Annotated in this window: 18 protein-coding genes; 9 read left to right on the top strand and 9 right to left on the bottom strand. The window is 71.6% G+C overall.

What is annotated here, in order from left to right:
- Together OJ997_RS29900 and OJ997_RS29895 are read left to right on the top strand one after the other, a co-directional pair.
- Positions 1 to 538: fructosamine kinase family protein (locus tag OJ997_RS29900; RefSeq protein WP_270029021.1), on the top strand; the 538-nt coding region annotated here is incomplete at its 5' end.
- 48 nt (positions 539 to 586) lie between these two features.
- Positions 587 to 4,228, top strand: a complete 3,642-nt coding sequence (locus OJ997_RS29895; RefSeq protein WP_270029020.1) for a LamG-like jellyroll fold domain-containing protein — start codon at positions 587 to 589, stop codon at positions 4,226 to 4,228.
- A 13-nt stretch (positions 4,229 to 4,241) separates the two neighbouring features.
- On the opposite strand, the gene OJ997_RS29890 is transcribed toward OJ997_RS29895, so the two are convergent.
- Both OJ997_RS29890 and lon read right to left on the bottom strand, forming a co-directional pair.
- On the bottom strand, positions 4,242 to 5,966 hold the full coding sequence (locus tag OJ997_RS29890; protein WP_272600439.1) for an ABC transporter ATP-binding protein: 1,725 nt from the start codon (positions 5,964 to 5,966) through the stop codon (positions 4,242 to 4,244).
- Between the two features lie 89 nt (positions 5,967 to 6,055).
- A complete protein-coding gene (lon, locus tag OJ997_RS29885) occupies positions 6,056 to 8,338 on the bottom strand; it encodes an endopeptidase La (protein ID WP_270029018.1) in 2,283 nt (760 codons plus the stop codon).
- A 144-nt stretch (positions 8,339 to 8,482) separates the two neighbouring features.
- On the opposite strand from lon, the gene OJ997_RS29880 reads away from it, so the two are divergent.
- A complete protein-coding gene (locus tag OJ997_RS29880; protein WP_270029017.1) occupies positions 8,483 to 10,183 on the top strand; it encodes a hypothetical protein in 1,701 nt (566 codons plus the stop codon).
- On the opposite strand, the gene OJ997_RS29875 is transcribed toward OJ997_RS29880, so the two are convergent.
- Genes OJ997_RS29875 through OJ997_RS29860 form a run of 4 tightly spaced genes read right to left on the bottom strand, consistent with a single transcriptional unit; the run spans position 10,164 to position 13,713 of the window.
- Positions 10,164 to 10,922: an SDR family NAD(P)-dependent oxidoreductase gene (locus tag OJ997_RS29875; RefSeq protein WP_270029016.1), complete on the bottom strand. Its 759-nt coding sequence runs from the start codon at positions 10,920 to 10,922 to the stop codon at positions 10,164 to 10,166. The genes OJ997_RS29880 and OJ997_RS29875 overlap by 20 nt on opposite strands.
- Before the next feature lie 11 nt (positions 10,923 to 10,933).
- Positions 10,934 to 12,439, bottom strand: coding sequence for an Ig-like domain-containing protein (locus OJ997_RS29870; RefSeq protein ID WP_270029015.1), 1,506 nt, complete (start codon positions 12,437 to 12,439; stop codon positions 10,934 to 10,936).
- 10 nt (positions 12,440 to 12,449) lie between these two features.
- Positions 12,450 to 13,163: a dihydrofolate reductase family protein gene (locus OJ997_RS29865; protein WP_270029014.1), complete on the bottom strand. Its 714-nt coding sequence runs from the start codon at positions 13,161 to 13,163 to the stop codon at positions 12,450 to 12,452.
- Positions 13,147 to 13,713: a DNA-3-methyladenine glycosylase I gene (locus OJ997_RS29860; RefSeq protein WP_270029013.1), complete on the bottom strand. Its 567-nt coding sequence runs from the start codon at positions 13,711 to 13,713 to the stop codon at positions 13,147 to 13,149. Before OJ997_RS29860 ends, OJ997_RS29865 begins: the two co-directional genes overlap by 17 nt.
- 29 nt (positions 13,714 to 13,742) lie before the next feature.
- Here OJ997_RS29860 and OJ997_RS29855 point away from each other — a divergent pair, with 29 nt between their 5' ends.
- The 3 genes from OJ997_RS29855 to OJ997_RS29845 are packed head-to-tail and all read left to right on the top strand — an operon-like array spanning position 13,743 to position 16,195.
- On the top strand, positions 13,743 to 14,201 hold the full coding sequence (locus OJ997_RS29855) for a hypothetical protein (RefSeq protein WP_270029012.1): 459 nt from the start codon (positions 13,743 to 13,745) through the stop codon (positions 14,199 to 14,201).
- Positions 14,198 to 15,199, top strand: coding sequence for a class II fructose-bisphosphatase (gene glpX / locus OJ997_RS29850; protein ID WP_270029011.1), 1,002 nt, complete (start codon positions 14,198 to 14,200; stop codon positions 15,197 to 15,199). Before OJ997_RS29855 ends, glpX begins: the two co-directional genes overlap by 4 nt.
- The gene (locus OJ997_RS29845) at positions 15,200 to 16,195 is read left to right on the top strand and encodes an alpha/beta hydrolase (protein WP_270029010.1); all 996 of its coding nucleotides are present in this window, start codon (positions 15,200 to 15,202) and stop codon (positions 16,193 to 16,195) included. It abuts the gene before it with no gap.
- Here the strand turns inward: OJ997_RS29845 and OJ997_RS29840 are convergent.
- Both OJ997_RS29840 and OJ997_RS29835 read right to left on the bottom strand, forming a co-directional pair.
- On the bottom strand, positions 16,110 to 16,868 hold the full coding sequence (locus OJ997_RS29840) for a hypothetical protein (RefSeq protein WP_270029009.1): 759 nt from the start codon (positions 16,866 to 16,868) through the stop codon (positions 16,110 to 16,112). The two genes, OJ997_RS29845 and OJ997_RS29840, sit on opposite strands and share 86 nt — an antisense overlap.
- The gene (locus OJ997_RS29835) at positions 16,865 to 17,719 is read right to left on the bottom strand and encodes an NAD(P)H-binding protein (protein ID WP_270029008.1); all 855 of its coding nucleotides are present in this window, start codon (positions 17,717 to 17,719) and stop codon (positions 16,865 to 16,867) included. The genes OJ997_RS29840 and OJ997_RS29835 overlap by 4 nt, the downstream gene beginning before the upstream one ends.
- A gap of 75 nt (positions 17,720 to 17,794) precedes the next feature.
- Here OJ997_RS29835 and OJ997_RS29830 point away from each other — a divergent pair, with 75 nt between their 5' ends.
- Positions 17,795 to 18,628, top strand: a complete 834-nt coding sequence (locus tag OJ997_RS29830; protein WP_270029007.1) for a DICT sensory domain-containing protein — start codon at positions 17,795 to 17,797, stop codon at positions 18,626 to 18,628.
- Here the strand turns inward: OJ997_RS29830 and OJ997_RS29825 are convergent.
- Complete coding sequence (locus tag OJ997_RS29825) at positions 18,625 to 18,963, bottom strand: hypothetical protein (RefSeq protein ID WP_270029006.1); 339 nt, start codon at positions 18,961 to 18,963, stop codon at positions 18,625 to 18,627. The two genes, OJ997_RS29830 and OJ997_RS29825, sit on opposite strands and share 4 nt — an antisense overlap.
- A gap of 260 nt (positions 18,964 to 19,223) precedes the next feature.
- Here OJ997_RS29825 and OJ997_RS29820 point away from each other — a divergent pair, with 260 nt between their 5' ends.
- Both OJ997_RS29820 and OJ997_RS29815 read left to right on the top strand, forming a co-directional pair.
- Positions 19,224 to 20,324 (top strand): sigma-70 family RNA polymerase sigma factor, encoded by a 1,101-nt coding sequence (locus OJ997_RS29820; protein ID WP_270029005.1) that lies wholly within the window; start codon positions 19,224 to 19,226, stop codon positions 20,322 to 20,324.
- A 79-nt stretch (positions 20,325 to 20,403) separates the two neighbouring features.
- Positions 20,404 to 21,621, top strand: coding sequence for a type IV pilus twitching motility protein PilT (locus OJ997_RS29815; RefSeq protein ID WP_270029004.1), 1,218 nt, complete (start codon positions 20,404 to 20,406; stop codon positions 21,619 to 21,621).
- Positions 21,622 to 21,643 lie beyond the last annotated feature (22 nt).

Raw genomic sequence — 21,643 nt, 5'->3', positions numbered from 1 at the left:
GCCGCCGCCGGCGACGGCCGGGGAAGCCGCGCGGGGCGGCGACGGGTCGGCCGCGCGGCGGCCGCCCCCCCGCGTGGGCGCGCTCCTGCTGCCCAACGAGCCGTGGGCGGACTGGCCCACGTTCTACGCCACGCGCCGACTGCTCCCGCTGCTCGAAGACGCGAACCTCTCCGCGCGCGGTGTTCGTGGCGTGGAGTCGGTGTGCGAGCGGATCGCGGACCTCGCCGGCCCGCCGGAGCCGCCCGCCCGGCTGCACGGCGACCTGTGGAGCGGCAACGTGCACTGGGATCGGCAGGGCCGCGCGTGGCTCATCGACCCCGCCGCCTACGGCGGGCACCGCGAAGTCGACCTCGCGATGCTCCAGCTGTTCGGCGCTCCCGGGCCGGCGTTCTTCGCCGCCTACGAGGAACGGCACCCGCTCGCGACGGGCTGGCGCGACCGGGTCGGGCTCTATCAGCTGTTCCCGCTGCTCGTTCACGCGGTGCTGTTTGGTGGTGGCTATCCCGCTTCGGTCGAGCGGATCGCGACCAAACTCTGAACAAAGGTGCAGTAGCTCTCATAAAGGGATCTCGTCAGTGTCGGAACCATGTCCAGGTTCCGGTTCCTGATCGCTCTGGCGACCCTGCTCGCCGCCCTCTCGACCGCTACGGCGACGGCGGCGGTGTTGCCTGCGGGCTTCACGGAATCGACGGTGTGGAGTGGCCTGGGCAACCCGACCGTGATCCGCTTCGCGCCCGACGGCCGCGTCTTCGTGGCCGCCAAGAGCGGCATCATCAACGTCTTCGACAACACGGGCGACACGTCGGCGACCCAGTTCGTCGACCTGCGCTCGAAAGTCCACGACTACTGGGACCGCGGCCTGCTCGGCATGGCGCTGGACCCCGGGTTCACCACCGGCCGGCCCTACGTCTACGTGCTGTACGCCTACGACAAGGCGCCCAACAGCACCGCCCAGCCGCGCTGGGGTGACACCTGCCCGACGCCGCCCGGCCCGACCGCCGACGGCTGCGTCGTCACCGGCCGACTGTCCCGCCTCGCCGCCAACGGCACCGAGACGGTGCTGATCGAGGACTGGTGCCAGCAGTACCCGAGCCACTCGGTCGGCTCGCTCGACTTCGGCCCCGACGGCCAGCTGTACGTCTCCAGCGGCGACGGCGCCTCCTTCAACTGGGCCGACTACGGCCAGGACGGCAACCCGGTCAACCCGTGCGGCGATCCGCCGTCGGCGACGCTCACGGCCGCGACCTCGCAGGGCGGCGCGCTGCGTGCCCAGTCGTTCCGCCGCCCCGCCGGCCAGGCGGTCTCGCTCGACGGCTCGATCCTGCGCGTGAGCCCGGACACCGGCGCGGCCTCGAGCGGGAACCCCGCGATCGGCGACGCCAACCCGAGCCGCCGCCGGATCGTCGCGTACGGCTTCCGCAACCCGTTCCGGTTCACGTTCCGGCCGGGCACGGGCGAGATCTGGTCGGGCGACGTCGGCTGGAACACGTACGAGGAGATCAACCGCACGCAGAACTTCGCGCAGGTCCGCAACTACGGCTGGCCGTGCTACGAGGGCACGCCGCGGATGGGCTCCTACGACAGCCTGAACGTCAACTCGTGCGAGACGCTCTACAGCCAGGGCACGAGCGCGGTGACCGCGCCGTACTTCGCCTACAACCACTCCGAGAAGGTCGTCGCGGGCGAGACGTGCACCACGGGCTCGAGCTCGATCTCCGGCCTCGCGTTCTACACGGGCACCACGTTCCCGGCCGACTACAAGGACGGGCTCTTCTTCAGCGACTACTCGCGCAACTGCATCTGGTTCGTCCCGAAGGGCGCCGACGGCCTGCCGGACATGAGCCAGCGGCGGACGTTCGCCGCGCAGGCCAACGGCCCGGTGTGGCTCACCCAGGGCCCGGACGGCGCGCTCTACTACGCCGACCTGTCCGGCGGCACCGTGCGCCGGATCGCCGCCACCAACAACGCGCCGACCGCGCGTATCCTCGCCGCGCCGACCACCGGCACCGTGCCGCTCACGGTCAACTTCGACGCGACGACCTCGACCGACCCCGAAGGCCAGACGCTCAGCTACGCGTGGGACCTCGACGGCGACGGCGCCTACGACGACTCGACCGCCGGCAAGCCGTCCTTCACCTACACGTCGGCCGGCACCGTCACCGCGCGGCTGCGCGTGACCGACACCGCCGGGCTCCAGAGCACGACGAGCGAGACGATCACGATCGGCAGCCCGCCCACCGTGACGATCGCGACCCCGGTCACCGCCGCCACCTGGGCGGTGGGCGACACGGTCGGCTTCAGCGGCTCGGCGCGCAACGGTGCGGGCGCGACGCTGCCGGCGAGCGCGCTGACGTGGTCGCTGTCGCTGCGCCACTGCTCGCGCACCGACGCGACCGTCTGCCACACGCACGCCATCCAGGACTACGTCGGCGTCGGCTCCGGCAGCTTCGTCGCGCCCGACCACGAGTACCCGTCGCACCTGCAGCTCGCGCTGACCGCGCGCGACGCGGCCGGGCTCACCACGACCGAGACCGTCCGCCTGGACCCGAAGACCGCGAGCCTCACGCTCAACAGCGTCCCGGCCGGGCTGCAGCTCTCGCTCGGCAGCGACACCGAGGCGGCGCCCTTCACCCGCACCGTCCTCGCCCGGTCCGTCAACACGGTCACCGCGCCGAGCCCGCAGACGCTCGGCAGCCTCGGCTACCTGTTCGGGGCCTGGAGCGACGCGCTCGGCACCTCGCACGAGGTGACCGCTCCGGCGTCCGGCTCCGCGAGCTACACGGCGACGTTCACGGAGACGGCGATCGAGGCGAGCCTCTCCGGGACCGACGTGATCGGGGCGAACACCTCGAGCGCCTCACCCGGTCACGCCGAGGCGTACCGCACGACGGCGGGCCGCACCGGGGTCGCGACGTCGCTGCGCCTGTACCTCGACGCCTCCAGCCAGGCCTCCAAGCTGGTGCTCGGGTTGTACGCCGACGTCAACGGGGAGCCGGGTGCGCTCCTGGCGACCGGCACGCGTACCTCGCCCACGGCGGGGGCGTGGAACACGGTGACGCTCGTCACGGGCGCTCCCGTAACGGCCGGGAGTGCCTACTGGATCAGCCTGCTCAACCCGTCGGACTCCACGGGGACGTTGAGCTGGCGGGACCGCGCCGGCGGGGGCGGCGGTCCGGAGCGCGGCTCCGCGAGCAACGCCCTGCTGGCCCTGCCGCTGGCCTGGGCGACCGGCGCCCACTACGCCGACGGCCCGCTGTCGGCCTCCGCGTGGGGGCTTGCCGGGCCGCTGCCGCCGGTCCCGGCTTCCCTGCAGGTCACCCCGGCCGCGCTGTCGCTCGCGGCCACGCAGGGCTCGACGACCGCGGTCACCGGCTCGCTCGCGGTCGCCAATGGCGGTGACGGGACGCTGAGCTACAGCGTGTCCGACGACGCCGCGTGGCTCACCGTCACGCCGGCCTCGGGCACCGCTCCCGCGCCGCTGACGGTCTCGGCCTCGCCGACCGGCCTTGCCGCCGGCACGTACACCGCGACCGTGACGGTGACCGCGGCCGGCGTCTCCGGCTCGCCCAAGACGATCCCGGTCACGTTCACCGTCTCGGCGCCCTCCACCGGCCTGGTCGGCGCGTGGGGCTTCGACGAGGCGAGCGGCGCGACCGCCACGGACGCCTCCGGGAGCGGGAACACGGGCACGCTGGCCGGCGCGACCCGCACCGCGTCGGGCCGCTTCGGGGCGGCGCTGTCCTTCGACGGCGCCGACGACGTGGTCACGGTGCCCGACAGCAACTCGCTCGATCTCACGACCGGGATGACGGTGGAGGCCTGGGCGTATCCGACGGCCGGCGGCGACTGGCGGACGATCGCGATCAAGGAGATCAGCGGCCACCTCTCCTACGCGCTGTACGCGTTCGGCGACGGCGGCCTGCCGGGTGGCCACGCCCACACGGCCGGCGACCTGTGGGCGAGCGGGACGACCGCGCCGTCGCTGAACACCTGGACGCACTTCGCCGTCACCTACGACGGCGCGACCATCCGCCTCTTCGTCAACGGCACGCAGGTCGGCACGCGCGCGAATACCGGCCCGATGCTCACCGGCACCCAGCCGCTGCGCTTCGGCGGCAACGCCATCTGGGGCGAGCACTTCGCCGGCCGCCTCGACGAGATCCGCGTCTACGACCGCGCGCTCAGCGCGGCCCAGATCCAGGCGGACATGACCCGGGCGGTTTCTTAAAGACCCAGGGCCTTTAAGAAACCGGCGCGCCCTCGTCACGGGCGACCAAGGCGGCGTAGCGACCGCCGAGCGCGAGCAGCTCCTCGTGGGTGCCGCGCTCGGCGACCTCGCCGCGCTCGAGCACGACGATCTGGTCGGCGTCGCGCACGGTCGAGAGCCGGTGCGCGATGACGATCGTCGTGCGGCCGGCCGCGAGCGTCTCGAGCGCCTCGCCGACGGCGCGCTCGGTGGCGACGTCCAAGGCGCTGGTCGCCTCGTCGAGCACGAGCACGGGCGGGTTGCGCAGGATCGTGCGGGCGATCGCGATCCGCTGCTTCTCGCCGCCGGAGAAGCGGAAGCCACGCTCGCCGACCACGGTCTCGTAACCGTCCGGGAGCTCGACGATCTTGTCGTGGATCTGGGCGGCACGGGCCGCGGCCTCGAGCTCGGAGTCCGTGGCCGAAGGCTTCGCGAAGCGCAGGTTCTCGCGCACCGAGGCGTGGAACAGGTACGTCTCCTGCGAGACGACGCCGACGGCGTCCGCGAGCGCGTCGAAGGTCAGCTCGCGCAGGTCGGTGCCGTCGATCATCACCGCGCCGCGCTCCGGGTCGTACAGCCGCGCGGCGAGGTAGCCGAGCGAGGTCTTGCCCGCGCCGGTCTCGCCCACCAGCGCCGTGCGCGTGCCCGCGGGGACGGTGATGTCCACGTCCTGCAGCGTCCACTCGTCGCCGTAGCGGAACCAGACGCGCTCGAAGTGCACGTCGCCGCGCACATCGCCGAGCGTCTTCGTCCCCGGCTCGATGTCCACGTGCAGGTCCAGGTACTCGAACACACGCTCGAACAGCGCGGTGGAGGTCTGGATGTCGACGGCCACGGACAGCAGCGACTGGACCGGGAAGAAGAGCCGCGTCTGCAGCGTCGTGAAGGCCACGATCGTGCCGATCGAGGCGGCACCCGGGGACAGGCCCGCGAACAGGTAGACCAGCGCCGGCATGACGGCGAAGGACGTCTGGATCGCGCTCATCATCCAGCGGCCGGCCATCCGCGAGCGGACCTCGAGGTCGGCGAGGTTCTCCGACTCCTTGTCGAAGCGGTTCGCCAGCTCGGCGCTGCGGCCCATCGTCTTGCCGAGCAGGATGCCGCTGACCGACAGCGACTCCTGGACCAACGCGCTGATGTCCGCCATCGCGCCCTGCTTGACCGTCGTGATCTTGCGCCGCTGGTTGCCGACCCGGCGCGCCAGCAGCACGAAGAACGGCAGCAGCGCGAGCGAGAACAGCGCGAGCCGCCAGTCGAGCAGGAACATCGCCACGACCGACGCCACCACGGTGGTGACGTTGCCGACGATCGAGGCCGCGGTCGAGGTGACCACGGACTGCACACCGCCGATGTCGTTCGCGATCCGCGACTGGATCTCGCCGGTGCGCGTCTTGGTGAAGAACGCCAACGACAGCCGCTGCAGATGCCGGTAGACCTGCGTGCGCAGGTCGTGCATCACGCGCTGGCCGACGACGTTCGTAAGCCACGTCTGCCCGACACCCAGGATGGCGGTGACGATCGCGATGCCGATCATCCCGCCGACCAGGGCCCCGAGCAGCCCGTCACGGTCCTCCGGGATGGCGACATCGAGGATGTCGCGCAGGAGGAACGGGGTCACCATCCCCAGGGCCGCGCTGAACGCGATCAGCCCCAGGACGGTGAAGAGCGGGCCCTTGTAGGGCCGGAAGAGCTTCAGGATCCGGCGGTTCAACCCCGGCATGGGTGGCTTGCCGGGGTCACGGGGGATCTGGCGGCGGCGCCCTCCCACGGGTTCGCCGCCGCCTTCTCCATAGCGCCGGAAGGCTGCCGTCACACAGCCACCGTATTCGGCGCAGGCTCCAGGGCCAGGTCGAGCACCTCGTCGATGCTCACGACCGGGTGGAAGCTCATCGCCTCGCGGACGTCCGCCGGGACGTCGTCCAGGTCACCGCGGTTGCGCTCGGGCAGGATCACCGTGGTGAGGCCCGCGGCGTGGGCCGCCAGGACCTTCTGCTTGAGGCCGCCGATGGGGAGCACGCGGCCCTGCAGGGTGACCTCGCCGGTCATGCCGACCGTGTGCTTGACGGGGCGCCCGCTCAGGAGCGACGCGAGCGAGGTGACCATGGTCACGCCGGCGCTCGGGCCGTCCTTCGGGATCGCGCCCGCGGGCACGTGGACGTGGAACTCACGGTTCTCGAACGCGTCGGCCTCGACGCCGAGCTCGTCGGCGTGGCCGCGGACGTAGGAGAGCGCGATCCGCGCCGACTCCTTCATCACGTCGCCCAACTGACCCGTGAGCACCAGGCCGTCCTTGCCCTTCATGCCGGTCGCCTCGATGAACAGGACGTCGCCGCCGACACCGGTCACCGCGAGGCCCGTGGCCACGCCGGGGACCGCCGTGCGGAGCGCCGCCTCCTGCCAGACCTTCTGGCGGCCGAGCGCGTCGCGGACCAGCGCCTCGTCGATCTGCACCGGGGCCTCGACCTTGCCGGACGCGATGTTCGTCGCGGTCTTGCGCAGGATCGTGCCGAGCTCGCGCTCGAGGTTGCGGACGCCCGCCTCCCGCGTGTACTCCATGACGACCTGCGTCAGGAGCTCGTCGGTGACGGTGACCTCTTCCTCGAGCAGGCCGTTGCGCTCGCGCTGGCGCGGCCACAGGTAGCCGCGGGCGATGGCGGTCTTCTCAGCCACGGTGTACCCGTCGAAGCGAATGACCTCCATACGGTCCAGGAGGGGACCCGGGATCGATTCCGCCACGTTCGCGGTCGCGATGAACATGACCTGGCTCAGGTCCAGCTCCACGTCCAGGTAGTGGTCGCGGAAGCTGTGGTTCTGCGCCGGGTCGAGCACCTCGAGCAGGGCCGCGCTCGGGTCGCCGCGCCAGTCGGCGCCGACCTTGTCGACCTCGTCGAGCATGATCACGGGGTTCATGGTTCCCGCGTCGCGCAGCGCGCGCACCAGGCGGCCCGGGAGGGCGCCGATGTACGTGCGGCGGTGACCGCGGATCTCCGCCTCGTCGCGCACGCCGCCGAGCGACATGCGGACGAACTCACGGCCGGTGGCGCGGGCGATCGACTCGCCGATCGACGTCTTGCCGGTGCCGGGAGGGCCGATCAGCGTGAGGATGGCGCCGGAGCGCTTGTCCTCCTTGATGCCGCGTTCGGTGCGCAGCTTCTTGACCGCCAGGTACTCGGTGATCCGGTCCTTGACGTCCTCGAGGCCGGCGTGGTCGGCGTCGAGCACCTCGCGCGCGGCCTTCGGATCGAGCTTCTCGTCCGAGGTCTTGCTCCACGGCACGGCGATCAGCCAGTCGAGGTAGGTGCGGATCATCGAGGCCTCGCCGGACTGCTCGCCCATGCGCTCCAGGCGCGCGAGCTCCTTCTCGGCCTGCTCCTTGACGGAGTCGGGCATGCCGGCTTCGGCGATCTTCTTGCGGTACTCCTCGGCAACCGAAGCGCCGTCCTCGCCCAGCTCGCGCTGGATCGACTCCATCTGCTTGCGCAGGACGTACTCGCGCTGCTGCTTGTCCGCGCCGGACTGGACGTCCTCGCGGATCTTCTTGCGCAGCTGCAGGTCGACCAGGCGCTCGCGCTGGAGCTCGACGACCCACTGCAGGCGCTCGGTGACGTCCAGCGTCTCCAGGGCCTTCAGCTTGTCCTCGAAGCTGACGTCGGGCGCGTAGCCGATCGTGTCCGCGAGCGGGCCGGGCTCGGCGATCGCGCGCAGGAACTGGGCGATGCGCTCATCGGCGCCGCGCAGCTCGAGGATCTCCTCGATGATCGCGCGGTACTCGCGCTCCAGGTTGCGGGTGACGCCGTCGACGGGGACGACGTCGGCGTGCTCCTCGACCTCGACCATGAGGCGGCCGAGCGAGTCGGTGTGCGCGGCACCCGCGACACCGCGGGTGACGCCGGAGAGGGAGACGGCGCGGCCGCCGCCCGGGAGCCGGACGTGATCGGTGACCTCGGCGATGGTGCCGACCTTCGCGAACTCGCCCTCGTGGCGCGGGACGAGCAGGACCCGCTCCTCGTCGCCAACGCGGACGGGAAGCGTCACATCCATGGTGGGGAAGACCACCGTGTCGTCCAGCGGGACGAGCAGGAGCGATGTCATGGCGTGTGGCTTCACTTTCTGTAGCAACTTACCTTGGGTAGGTCGCTACAGAGTACCAGGCTCCACACGGTTCGCACGAGAAGATCTCAGTTGCGATGACTCAAATCTACCTCATGGTCGCGCGCGCCCTACGCTCTCGCCTGCATGGACCTCGCCGACCTGGTCTTCGTTCGCCCCGATCCTGAGGCGCTGCTGGCGCACCTCGAGACGCTGGACCCGCCGGGGTTGGTCGCGTTCGACGCCCGCGTGCGCGCGGAGCTCGAGCCGGAGGCGATCGCGGCGCTCCGTTCGCGGACCGGCCGCGGCGCTCGTCACCGGCTCTGGACGGTGCTCGCGCTGATGTCGGCGGACGGGTTCGAGCGCGAACGCGCGGTCGCGAGCGGGGACGTGGCGGACCTGCTCGTGCTGCGTGCCGTCGATCCGGTCGGGCCGGTGCGGGAAGCGGCGCTGGCGCGGCTGCGCGAGCTGCCGCCGTCGTCGCTGCTGGGCGCGCTGCCGATGACCGAGTGGCTGCGCCGGCGCGCGCACTTCGCGCCGCTCGACGCGCTGATGTGGGAGCGGCTCGACGTGCCCACGCTGCAGACCGCGGCCCATGATCCCAGCCCGCTGGCCCGCCACGCCGCGTGGGTGCGGCTGATCGACGAGGGCGAGATCGACCTCGACGCGATCGCGACCGACCGCGACGCCGCCGTGCGCCGGCTCGCCCTGCACGCGTTCGGCATGCTCCTGGAAGAGACGGACCGCCCCGAGACGTTCCGGGCGCTGGTCGAGACCATGCTGCTGTCCCGCAACCCGGAGCTGCGCGAGGACGCCCGCGAAGTCGCGCTCGTGCGCGGCATCCGTGGCTGGGACTACACCACCGCGCGCCGCGCCTATCCCCGCTGGACGTTCGGGGCCGTGGCGACGGCGGAGGACGCCCGGCGCGCCGACGTCGCCGCGCTGGTCGCCGATGTCGGAAGTCCGTTCGACCGGATCAGCGCGGCCGCGCTGCGCGCCCTGGCGCGGCTCGATCCACACGCGGCCCGCGACGCCGCCCGCGATCGCTTCGTCCGCACCAACGCCAAGCGGGTCGCCCGTGCGGCTGCCCGCGTCCTGCGTGCGGCGGAGCCCAACCACGCCGACCGCGCCGCGCTGGCCGCCGTGGCGATCGACCATCGCCGTGACGTCGCGCAGCGGCGGCTGGCCATCGACCTGCTGCGTGGGCTCCCGTGGCTGCACCTGGCCGTGCTGGTGCGCGTCCACGACCAGCGCGGCCGGCGGCTGGCCCCGTTCATCGAGCGTGAATTGGCGGCGTGGCCGAAGCGCAACCCCGAGCCCGCCCACGGTCCAGGGCGCGAGCTGGGCGACGAGCTCCTGGCCTGGGTCCCGCGTCTGGACGAGCCACCGCGGCTGGCGATCGAGGCGATCCTGCGCGCGAGCGCCGGCCGGCCCGCCGAGCCGTACGTCTCCGACGCGACACTCGAGTTCCAGCGCCGCGCCGACCTGTACCTCGCGGAGTTGGGCCGCCCGGGCCGATGGACGGTGCGATCCGCGATGGAGTCGCTCGTCGCGCTGCGCAGCTTCCTCGCCGCGCGCGACGACATCGATCCGGGTGACTTCTTCGAGCGGGAGCGGCACGCACTGCTCCTCGCGCGCGTGCACATCCGGCGCTGGCTCGCGGCCCTCGTCTACGAAGCCGAGGACGCGGACGAGGACGACCTGGCGTCGCTGCAGCGGCTGCGCTCGGCGATCCAGCTCATGCTCGAGGACCACGCGGGCACGCTGGTCGTGACCATCCCCGACCCTGACGACCTGCTCGACCTCGACGCGGCGCTCCGCGAGCTCGCTAGCGAGGAGGCATCCTGAGCGCGCCGTCGAGGCGGATGACCTCGCCGTTGAGCATCGCGTTCTCGACGATGTGGATCGCGAGGGCGCCGTACTCGTCGGGGCGCCCGAGGCGGGGCGGGAACGGGACCTGGCCGCCGAGCGCGTTGCGGGCCTCCTCCGGGAGGCCGGCGAGCAGCGGCGTGTCGAACAGGCCCGGGGCGATCGCGCAGACGCGGATGCCGGACTGGGCGAGGTCGCGCGCGGCGGGGAGCGTCATGCCGACGATGCCGCCCTTGGAGGCCGAGTAGGCGATCTGGCCGATCTGGCCGTCGTAGGCCGCGATCGAGGCGGTGGAGATGCAGACGCCGCGCTCGCCCTGGTCGTTGGGCTCGTTGGCGAGCATCGTGTTGGCGGCGAGGCTGAGGACGTTGAACGTGCCCATGAGGTTGACGCGGATGACGGTCTCGAACGGCGTGAACGCGTGCGCGCCCTTGCGGCCGGCGACCTTCTCGGCGTGGCCGATGCCCGCGCAGCAGACGCTGATGCGCAGGCCGTCCTCGCCCGCGGCGGCGGCGACCGCGGCTTCGATCTCCTCGTGCTTGGTGACGTCGGCGGCGACGAAGCCGGCGCCGAGCTCGTCGGCGAGCGCCGGGCCGCGCTGCAGGTCGATGTCGGCGATCGTGACGTTCGCGCCCGCGGCGTGCAGCGCGCGGACCGTGGCCGCGCCGAGGCCGGACGCCCCGCCCGCGACGAGTGCGTTAGCTCCTCCGATGTCCATGGCCGTGGAAGCTAGCCGAGGCGCACGGTGCGCCTGGGCGCCGAGCGCGACGAGATGACGTCGTTGCCCTCGAACTTGGCCGTCAGGCGGATGCGGCTGCCGACCTTCGAGCGGAAGCGGACGGTCACCGCGTACTCACACGTGCGTCCCAGCGAGGTGCGCGTCGTGCCGACGGTCTTCGAGCCGCGCTTGGCGGTGATGACCACGCGGCCCGAGCAGCCCTGTGTCGGCGAGACGGTGGCCGGCCGCCGCAGCGTGCCGGTCGCGCGGAACGAATACGGCGCCTTGCGGTCGCGGCTGGGCTTGAAGGACAGGCTGAGGCCCGCCGACGTGAACCGCCGCACGGTCACCGGTCGCACGACGCTCGTGGTCTGGCCCGCGCCGTCGAACGCGATCGCGATCAGCGTGTTGCGCCCGACGTCACCGCCGCGCGGCTGGTACGCGCACTCGTACGGCGCCGCGGTGATCTCGCACACGACGCGCTCGTCGTCGAGGAACTGCACCTTGGCCAGGCCCCGGTCGTCGGTCGCGTCGACGCGCAGGACCGTCGGGTCGTTCGCGCTCAGCGACGCGCTCGCGCCGGGCGCGGACCACGCGAGCACCGGCGGCTTGTCGTCGAACGGGCCGCCGGGCGAGGCTTGCGTCGACACGTTCTCGCACGAGGGCGAGACCACGTCGAGCGTGTCGGCTTGGACGGTGTCGATGCCGCCGGCGCAGGTGACCGTGTCGGGCGAGCTGTCGCGCGCGTTGATCACGTCGTCGGCCGGGCCGCCCGCGAGCACGTCCGAGCCTTCGCCGCCGGTGATCACGCCGATGCCGCCCAGCACCCTGAACTGATTCGGCCGGCCATCGCCCACGATCGTCACCGTGCCGGAGGACGTCGAGCCCTCGACGTTCTCGACATCGGTGCCGATCAGGTCGTTCTCGCCGGCCTCGCCATCGTTCGCCAGGCCGTCGAGCGACAGCGAGAGCGCGACCCGCCGGTTGTAGGTGACGGTGTCGACGCCTTCGCCGCCGCTGACCCCGTCGGTCCCGGTGTTGGGCGTGAGGATGTCGTTGCCCTCGCCGCCGCGCAGCACGTCGTTGCCGGACGACCCGTCGAGGTCGTCGTCGCCGTCGCCGCCGTCGAGCGTGTCGCTGCGGCCACCGGCAGTGAGGACGTCGTTGCCGCTGCCGCCGGAGATGACCATGGGGATCGGGATGCCCACGAGCGGATCGCCCGAAGTGGCGGTGACGCGATCGCTGCCGTCACCCGCGTCGACCTCGATGCGCGTGACCCCGGTGCAGGTCGCGGAGTCGGTGGTGCCGCCGCAGCCCGAGAGCGTGAAGGGATCGGTGTCACCCGTCGCGCGCGTCACCGTGAGCGTGCCGCCGCTCTCGGTGAAGAGCACGTTGCTCACCTCACCGGCCGTCGCCGCGTAGCGCAGCACGCCGCCACTCAAAGTCACCGTTGCCGCTTGCGCCGCGGAGGGAACCGCGAGCGTAAGCAGGGTCAACACCAGCGCCCGCCGCACCATGCGTTCGAGGCTAGCGGACCAGTGCGTATCGCAGGAACAGCTCGTCCTCGGCGCGTAACACCCAGCGGAGTCCGAACCGCGCCAGCTCGGGGAGTCGGGCGCCCTCGACGATCGAGAGCTCGTCGCCGTCGCCGGTGATGACCGGGGTCAGGGTCAGGAAGAGCTCGTCGACGAGGCCGTCGGCCAGCAGGGCGCGGAAGAGCGTCGGGCCGCCCTCGCTCAGCAGCGCGCGGATGCCGCGGGCGCGCAGGTCGGCCAGCGCCGCGGCCGGGGTGACCTCATTTAGCCGCACGACCTCGACCGGGGCGGCGACGTCGGGAGCGGCCGGCGCGTCGGCCGGCCCGTAGACGATCACCGGCTGGTCGGCGGCGGCGAACAGCCCCGCGTCCCACGGGATCTCGAAGCGGCGCGAGATCAACACGGCGGGGGGAGAGGTCGGGCGGCGCGCCGGGCCGACCAGCCGGCCGTAGCCCTCGGCGCGCACGGTGCCCGGGCCGATCAGCACGGCGTCGGCGGCGGCGCGCAGCGACAGCAGCATCTCCAGGTCCGCCGGACCGCCGAGCGGCTTGGTCGACCCGTCGAGCGCCGCGCGCCCGTCCAGGGTCCCGACGAAGTTGAAGAACGTGTGCGGCCGGTCGTCACGCGCCAGCGAGCCCAGCGCGGCCTCGGCCAACAGCGACGAGGCGGCACGCTCCTCCGAGGCAGCGTCAAGCCGCTGGAACACAGCACCCTTCGATGTGGTCGTCGACGAGCCCGCAGGCCTGCATCAGCGCGTACGCGGTCGTCGGGCCGACGAACTTGAAGCCGTGCTTCTTCAGCGCCTTGGCCATCGCCTTGGACTCGTCGGTGAGCGGCGGGACACCGGCACGGTCGACGGGGCGCGGCCGCGGCGGCGGCGCGAAGGACCACAGGAGCTCGGAGAGGTCGATCGTCAACGCCGCCCGCGCGTTCACGATCGCCGCCTCGATCTTCGCCCGGTTGCGCACGATCGCCGTGTCGGCCATCAGCCGCGCCACGTCGTCGTCACCGAACTCGGCCACCAACGCGGGATCGAACCCGGCGAACGCGGCCCGGAACCCCTCGCGCTTGCGCAGGATCGTGATCCACGACAGCCCCGACTGGAACGCCTCCAGGCAGAGCTTCTCGTACAGCGCGTCCGAAGAGCGCACCGGCCGTCCCCACTCGTCGTCGTGGTAGGCCACGTACTCGGGGGAGGAGGCACCCCACCAGCAGCGCAACCGCCCGTCGGGGCCTTCAGCCAGCGCGTCGTTCACGCGCCAGCACCCTATAGGCTCAGCCGCGGATGAACGTCAGCCGCCTCGGCCGCGGGGAGGTGCTCGCCGTGCTCGGCGGCGCGCTGCTCGCGCTGGCCCTCGTGCTCCCGTGGTACGAGACCGACCCCGACAACCGCAACGCGCTGATCGACGGGTCCAAGGGCAGCGTGTCCGGCTGGACCGCGTTCCCGATCCTGCACTGGCTGCTGCTCGTGGCGGCGATCGCGCCGTTCATCCTCGCGTGGGTGATCCTGCGCGATCACCAGCTGTCGTGGCCGCGCGGTGAGCTGACCGCGGTTGTGGGCATGATCGCCTTCGTGCTGGTCCTCTACGTCGGCTTCGTCGATCGCCCCGGGGAGCCCGCGAGCGCCATCTCGTTGCAGTACGGATGGTTCGTGGCCCTGGTGGGCTGCGCGCTCACGATCACCGGCGGCGCCCTGCGGGCCAGCGGCACCGAACGTCCCAGAAAGCCCCCAGGAGTCCTATGAACACCCGCAGCGACGTGCCGCCCGACCGCAACCTCGCGCTGGAGCTCGTGCGCGTGACCGAAGCCGCCGCGCTGCAGGCCGCCCGCTTTGTCGGCATGGGCGACAAGGAAGCCGCCGACCAGGCCGCCGTGGACGGCATGCACGCCGTGCTCCACACCATCCACATGGACGGCGTCGTCGTGATCGGCGAGGGCGAGAAGGACGAGGCACCGATGCTCGCCAACGGCGAGGTCGTCGGGGACGGCACGCCGCCGCACGTCGACATCGCCGTCGACCCGCTCGACGGCACGCGCCTCACCGCCCAGGGCCGCCCGAACGCGGTCAGCGTGATCGCCCTGTCCGAGCGCGGCACGATGTTCGACCCCGGCCCGGTCTTCTACATGGAGAAGATGGCCGGCCGCGACGAGCTGCTGGACCTGCTCGACCTTGACCGCCCGCTCGGCAAGACGGTCGAGCTCGTGGCGGAGCGGCGGGGCGTCGAGGTGCGGGACGTGATGGTCGTCGTGCTCGATCGCCCGCGCCACGAGGAGGGCATCAAGCAGATCCGCGAGGCGGGCGCCCGCGTGCGGCTGATCACCGACGGCGACGTCGCCGGCGCGCTGCTGGCGGCCGATCCGACGCGGCCCGTGGACCTGCTGTGGGGCATCGGCGGCACGCCGGAGGGCGTCATCACCGCGGCCGCGCTCAAGTGCTACGGCGGCGGCATGATCGGCCGCCTCTCGCCGCAGAACGACGACGAGCGCAAGAAGGCCGCCGAAGCCGGGTACGACGTGACGAAGGTGATGACCCACGACGACCTGGTCCGCAGCGACGACTGCTTCTTCTCCGCCACCGGCGTGACGGACGGCGACGTGCTGCGAGGCGTCCACTACGAGGGCTCGCGCGGCGCGACCACGGAGTCGCTCGTCATGCGGTCGCGGTCCGGCACGGTCCGCCGGATCGCCTCCCGCCACGACCGCGACAAGCTGCGCTCGCTGACGGGGTACCGCTACGGCTAGATGAGAGATCGGGTCGAAGCGGCGATCGCGCAGCGGCTGGGCAGGCTTCCCGCCCGCGTGCAGCGCAAGCTCTCCCGCCAGCCGCCGATCGTGATCGACGGCCAGCGGCTGGAGCCCGACGTCCAGCTGATGCTGGCGCTGCGCCCGCTGCTCGGCGAACCGTCCTGGGACGAGCACCTCACGCCCGAGAAGGGCCGCCGGCTCACGCGCGAGGAGGCGGCGACGGCGGCCGGCCCGCGCAAGGTGCCGGTCGCGGCGGTCGAGGACCTCACCGTCGCCGGCCTCCCGGCCCGCCGGTACACGAGCGCCGAGCCGGGCGAGAAGGCGACGCTGCTGTACCTGCACGGCGGCGGCTTCGTCGTCGGCGACCTCGACACCCACGACGCGCCGTGCCGCGTCCTGTGCCGCCACGCGGGCGTCGACGTGCTGAGCGTCGAGTACCGCAAGGCGCCCGAGCATCCCTTTCCGGCGTACGTCGACGACGCCCGCCGCGCCTACGAGTGGGCGGCGGAGCGCCACGCGCGGCTCGCGGTCGGCGGCGACAGCGCGGGCGGCAACCTCGCCGCGACGCTCGCGATCGAGTACGACCCCGAGCTCGCGCTGCTGATCTACCCGGTGGTCGACGCGACGCAGGAACGCGAGTCGCGCCGCCTCTTCAGCAAGGGCTTCTTCCTCACCGACGAGCTCATGCAGTGGTACACGGGCCACTTCATGCCGGAGGGCTCGGACCCCACGGACCCGCTGCGCTCGCCGATCCTGTCACCGCGCCTGAGCGATCATGCGCCGGCGCTGGTGATCACCGCGGGCTTCGACCCGCTGCGCGACGAGGGCGAGGCCTACGCGGAGGCGCTCAAGGCGGCCGGCGTGCCCGTGCTCGCCCACCGGTTCCGCGGGCTCTTCCACGGCTTCATCAACTCCATCGGCGCCAGCCCCTCTTCGCGCGCCGCTTTGATCGAAACCGCAGGTATGACGCGAGTCCTCCTCCGAGCACGGTGAGCACGGCGACGCCCTGCCAGGGCGTGTCGCCGACGTTGACCGCGCCGTCGGGGCCGCGCTCGTCCTCCGCGAACGCGCCGACCACGGACTCCTCGAGCTCCAGCCGCGCGAGCGAGCGCAGGAACCCGTGCGTGACGAGCACGTGGATGCGCGACTGCGTGTTCACGTACACCCAGCGCGCGACCCAGGTGGCGATCGACGGGTAGAAGTTCGCGATCTCGACCTCGACGTGGATGGCCGCGTTGCCCGGCTGCTCGGCCTCGATCCGGCGCACGTCGATCTCGAGGTAGCCCTCGTTGCGCTGGGAGACCAGGAGCCCGTCCTGGATCTGCCACTGCACGATCCCGCGCCCGTCGGACATCTCGTACTCGGGCTTCTTGAAGCGCAGCAGCACGAACGGGCGGCCGATCACGACCACCAGGCGCTCCTCCTCGGTGTACGTGACGCGGATGATCCCGAGCGTCACGCGCGAGAGGTACTTCCAGTACGTGCGGGCGAGGCGCTCGAGGTTCGCGGGCTTCCACAGCGCGAGCAGCTCCTCCTCGGGCATCTCGACGTTCGCGGCCTGGATCGAGCGCACGGCGCCGTTGGCGTCCATGACCGTGTGCTCCTCCGGGTCGGCGATCACCGCGTTGGCGATGCGGCGCTCGTCTTGGCGGTTGAGGAGCTTCATCGGTTGATGGCTTCACGCACCGCGTCGTCGAACCCCAGCGGCGCGTCGTTGAGGCCGGGCGGAGGCGGCTGCTCGACGAGCATCTCGGCGCCGAGCCCGTCCACGAGCGGCTTGATCAGCCCGAACTGGACCGGGGTGACGAGGGCGACCCAGTAGGACGACAGGCGGGGCGTGAGCACTGGGACGCGGATGACGGTGGGGGATCTGCGCCCCATCAGCGGAGCGGCGCGGGCCATCATCTCACGATAGGAGAGGACGTCGGCGCCGCCGAGCTGCACCTCGTCGGGTGCGTCCTCGATCGTGGCCAGGTCCGCGAGCGTCTTGATCACGTCCGAGAGCGCGATCGGCTGCGTCTTGGTGTCCAGCCACTTGGGCACGATCATCACCGGCAGCCGCTTGATCAGGTGCTCGAGGATGTCGTAGGAGGCGCTGCCCGGCCCGACGATCATCGCCGCGCGCACGTAGACGAGCTTCGAGTGCAGCCGCGCGCGCAGCATGTTCGCGACCTCGTGGCGCGAGCGCAGGTGCTCGGAGTCCTCCGCGCCGAGCCCGCCGAGATACACGACGCGGCGCACGCCGGCACCGGCCGCGGCCTCCGCGAAGTTGGCCGCCGCCTGGCGGTCCTTGGCGGCGAAATCGCCGCCCGAGCCCATCGAGTGCACGAGGTAGTAGGCGGTGTCGACGCCCTCGAGCGCCTCGGGCAGGCCCTTGCCCGACAGCACGTCGCCCTTGTACGCGTCACCCTTACCAGCGCCGCGGCGGCTGAGTGTGCGTACCTTTTCGCCGCGTTTCAGCAGTTCATCGACCAGCTGTGAACCGACGTAGCCAGTGGCACCAGTGACGAGGATCATCGAACCGGCGCTACCCACGACGCGCGGTGAAAATCCCGATCGGGCGCACGCCCGTAGGTTGACCGGAATGCGCACGTGAAGAAGCTCGCGATCAAAGACGTGGCGGAGCAGACCGGCGTGGCCGCCGGGACCATCCGCATGTGGGAGCAGCGGTACGGGTTCCCCGAGCCGGCCCGCACCGCTTCCGGCTACCGCATGTACAGCGAGGAGGACGTCGCGACGATCCGGCGCGTCGTCGCCTTCCGCGACCGCGGGCTGTCGGTTCCCGCCGCGCTCGAGCGCGCACGCGCGCAGGAGGGCACGACGACCGACCGCGCGTCGATCTTCGCCGCGCTCGTCGCCGCCGACGCGCCCGTGCGCCCGCAGCGGCTCAGCAAGCCGACGCTCGTCGCGCTGTCACGGGCGATCGAGGAGGAGGCGATGGCCCGCGCCGCCGGTCCCGTCGTGATCGGCGCCTTCCAGGACGAGCGCAACTACCGCGCCGTCGAGCACCGCTACCGGCGGATGGCGCGGGTCGCCGACGCGGTCGGCGTGTTCGCGACTTTCGACGCGCTGCGCGTCGGGGAGGAGGACGAGCCGGCGGAGATCCCGGTCGGCACCGCCGACGCGCTCGGCCACGAGTGGGCGGTGGTGGTCGACGCGCCAGGCTTCGCCGCGGCGCTCGTCGGCTGGGAGACGCCCACCGAGGACGAGGGGCAGAAGATCTTCGAGGCGGTCTGGACGATGGACCCGACCGTCGTGCGGCGCGCCGCGCAGGTCGGGGCGACCCTCGCCGCGCGCCAGGCGCCGGAGTGGTCCGAGCACGTGATCGGTCTGCTTGCGGACCGTCCGCTCGCGGTCGAGGTCCCGACACCCGGTCTCACCGCGGTGACGAACCGGATGCTCGGCTTCCTGGACGCTGCCCGCTAGGGCCGCGGCAGTCGGCTGATGGTGCGTTTGACGACCTGGCCGCCGACGACGAAGCCGATCTGCGCCAACTCTCCGGTCGCCCGGATGGCCGTCGTGACGAGCTCCGTTCCCTTTGGTGCGCCGATCGGCTTGGGCGGCGGATCGACGGCGCGGTGCGCCTTCAGCTCGGGAGCGCCGGAGCGCACGGCCCGCGGCCGGGTGCGAGCCGCGGCGTGCTTCGGGGCGGCGTGACGCGGTGCGCCGAGCCGCGGCGGACGCGCGGACGGCAGCGCAGCGAGCACGCCCTTCTCGCTCGCTGAGGCCTTCGCCTTCGCTTTCGGGGCCTTCTCCGCCATCGACGCATCGAGTGTACGTGTGGACGCGGCGTCAGCGGCGACTATCATTCGGTGCAGTCCCACACCCCCGCCTAGGCGCAGCGCTGCGTATGCCGGAATTAAGACCGGCGAGATCTGCGGGTGGAAGTCGGCAAATGCAGTGCCTAGACTCAGCCGCATCGGCAGCGCCGGGAAGGTGTTCTACCCCCGTAGCCGTCGTGGGGCACACATATCCAGAAAGGCCGGCTCTCGCAGGGGAGCCTCGCTAGAACGGGACTTCCATGTCAGTTGTGGATCTGCAGGAACTCGAAGAAGTCAAGGGACTGATCCTCAAGGGCCAGCAGGTAGGCGTCCTGACGTTCGCCGAGATCTCGACCGCGGTCGCCGAAGTCGACCTGGACGAGTCGGACGTCGAGGAGCTGCACGCTTTCCTCGAGAAGTCAGAGATCGAGCTCGTCGAAGAGATCGATCCGGCGCTCGCCGCCGGGCAGGAAGATCGCGCTCCTGACAAGCGCGGCCGGCGCAAGGCGAAGACGGCGATCGACCTCAAGCCGGACATGACCACCGACTCCCTTCAGCTGTTCCTGAAGGACATCGGCAAGGTCCGCCTGCTCACCGCCCAAGAGGAAGTCGATCTCGCCCGCCGCATCGAGCGTGGCGATCTCGACGCCAAGCAGAAGATGGTCGAGTCCAACCTGCGGCTCGTCGTCTCCATCGCGAAGAACTACCGAAACCAAGGCCTGCCGTTCCTGGATCTCATCCAGGAGGGGACGCTCGGTCTCGTTCGCGCGGCGGAGAAGTTCGACTACCGCAAGGGCTTCAAGTTCTCGACCTACGCCACGTGGTGGATCCGCCAGGCGATCGCTCGCGCGCTCGCCGACAAGGCGCGGACCATCCGGATCCCGGTCCACGTGGTGGAGAAGCTCAACAAGATCGGCCGCGCCGAGCGCAAGCTCGTCACCGAGCTCGGCCGTGAACCCACCCCGGAGGAGATCGCCGAAGTCACCGGCATCGACCCCGAAGAGGTGGACTCGATCAAACGCTCCGCCCAGGCGCCGGTCTCGCTCGAGAAGCCGGTCGGCGACGAGGAGGAGTCGGAGTTCGGCCAGTTCATCGCCGACGAGCGTGCGGAGTCCCCGTACGAGCGCGCGGCGGAGATCCTTACGAAGGAAGCCCTTCGCGAGGCGCTGGAGAACCTCTCGTACCGCGAGCGGCGCGTGCTCGAGCTGCGGTACGGCCTCGGCGGCGAGCACCCGCGCACGCTGGACGAGGTCGGGCGGACGTTCAACGTCACGCGCGAGCGCATCCGCCAGATCGAGAACCAGTCGCTGAAGAAGCTCCAGTCGCTCGCGGAAGCCCAGAAGCTCCGCGACGTCGCCTAGGTTCCTGAGCTCTGCCCCTGGGGTAAGGACCCCAGGGGCGCTCAAGACGTCGAGAGCGCCCGCCGATGCATTGGCTTGTATGGCTTTCGATCTCGACCACGCGCTGCGGTATCTGATTGCGGCCGAGGGCTCTGACCTCCACCTGAAGGTCCCGTCCTACCCGCTGATCCGCCTGCACGGCCACCTGGAGCCGATCGCCGGCACGGAGCGGCTGTATCCCGAGGACACCCGCCAGGCCCTCGCCCAGATGCTGCTCGACCCGGAGAAGGTCGCGGAGTTCGAGGCCGAGAACGAGGTCGACTTCTCGTACTCCGTGGAGGGCCTCGGGCGCTTCCGCGTGAACGCCTTCCTCCAGCGCGGCTCGGTGTCGATCGTGATGCGCGCGATCCCGGTGATCATCAAGTCCGTCGACGAGCTCGGCCTGCCGGAGGCGGTCACGAACCTCGCCAACGAGGAGCGCGGGATCATCCTGCTCACCGGCACGACCGGCTCGGGCAAGTCGACGACGCTCGCGGCGATGATCGACCACATGAACCGGACGATGAAGAAGCACATCGTCACGATCGAGGACCCGATCGAGTTCCTGCACCGCGACCGCGGCTGCATCATCAACCAGCGCGAGGTCGGGCAGGACACCGCGTCCTTCAAGCGCGCGCTGCGGCGCGTGCTGCGCCAGGACCCGGACGTGATCCTGGTCGGCGAGATGCGCGACGAGGAGACGGTCCACACCGCGCTGAGCGCGGCCGAGACCGGCCACCTCGTGCTCTCCACGCTGCACACGGTCGACGCGCCGGAGACCGTCAACCGCATCATCGACTTCTTCCCGCCCCATCAGCAGCAGCAGGCCCGCGCGATGATCGCCGGCACGTTGAAGGGCATCGTCTCCCAGCGCCTCGTGCGCACCGTCGACGGCGACGGCCGCGTCGCGTGCTGCGAGATCATGGTCATGACCGGCCGCGTGCACGACATGATCCTGGACCCGAAGCTCACGGGCCAGCTGCCGGAGGTCGTCGCCGAGGGCGGCTACTACGGCATGCAGACGTTCGACCAGCACCTGCTCAAGCACCTGCGCGCCGGGCGGATCTCCTACGAGGAGGCCATGCAGTCGGCCACCTCGCCGCACGACTTCAAGCTGATGGTCGCGGCCGAGGGCCCGATCCCCGAGCAGAACCTGCCCCAGCAGCAGGAGCCGGGCGCGCCGCAGCCGGCGCCGTCGATGGGCCAGGCCAACGTGGGCTCGCCGTCGCCCGCCGGGCCGCCGCCGCCGAGCGCACCTCCGCCTGGCGTCCGGTTCTAAGTACGGTTACCCGCCACGCACG

It is taken from the genome of Solirubrobacter phytolaccae (assembly GCF_027587195.1).
Lineage (GTDB): Bacteria > Actinomycetota > Thermoleophilia > Solirubrobacterales > Solirubrobacteraceae > Solirubrobacter > Solirubrobacter phytolaccae.
The sequence above is the reverse complement of the archived record's forward strand: the minus strand, read 5'-3'. Positions and strand labels throughout refer to the sequence as shown.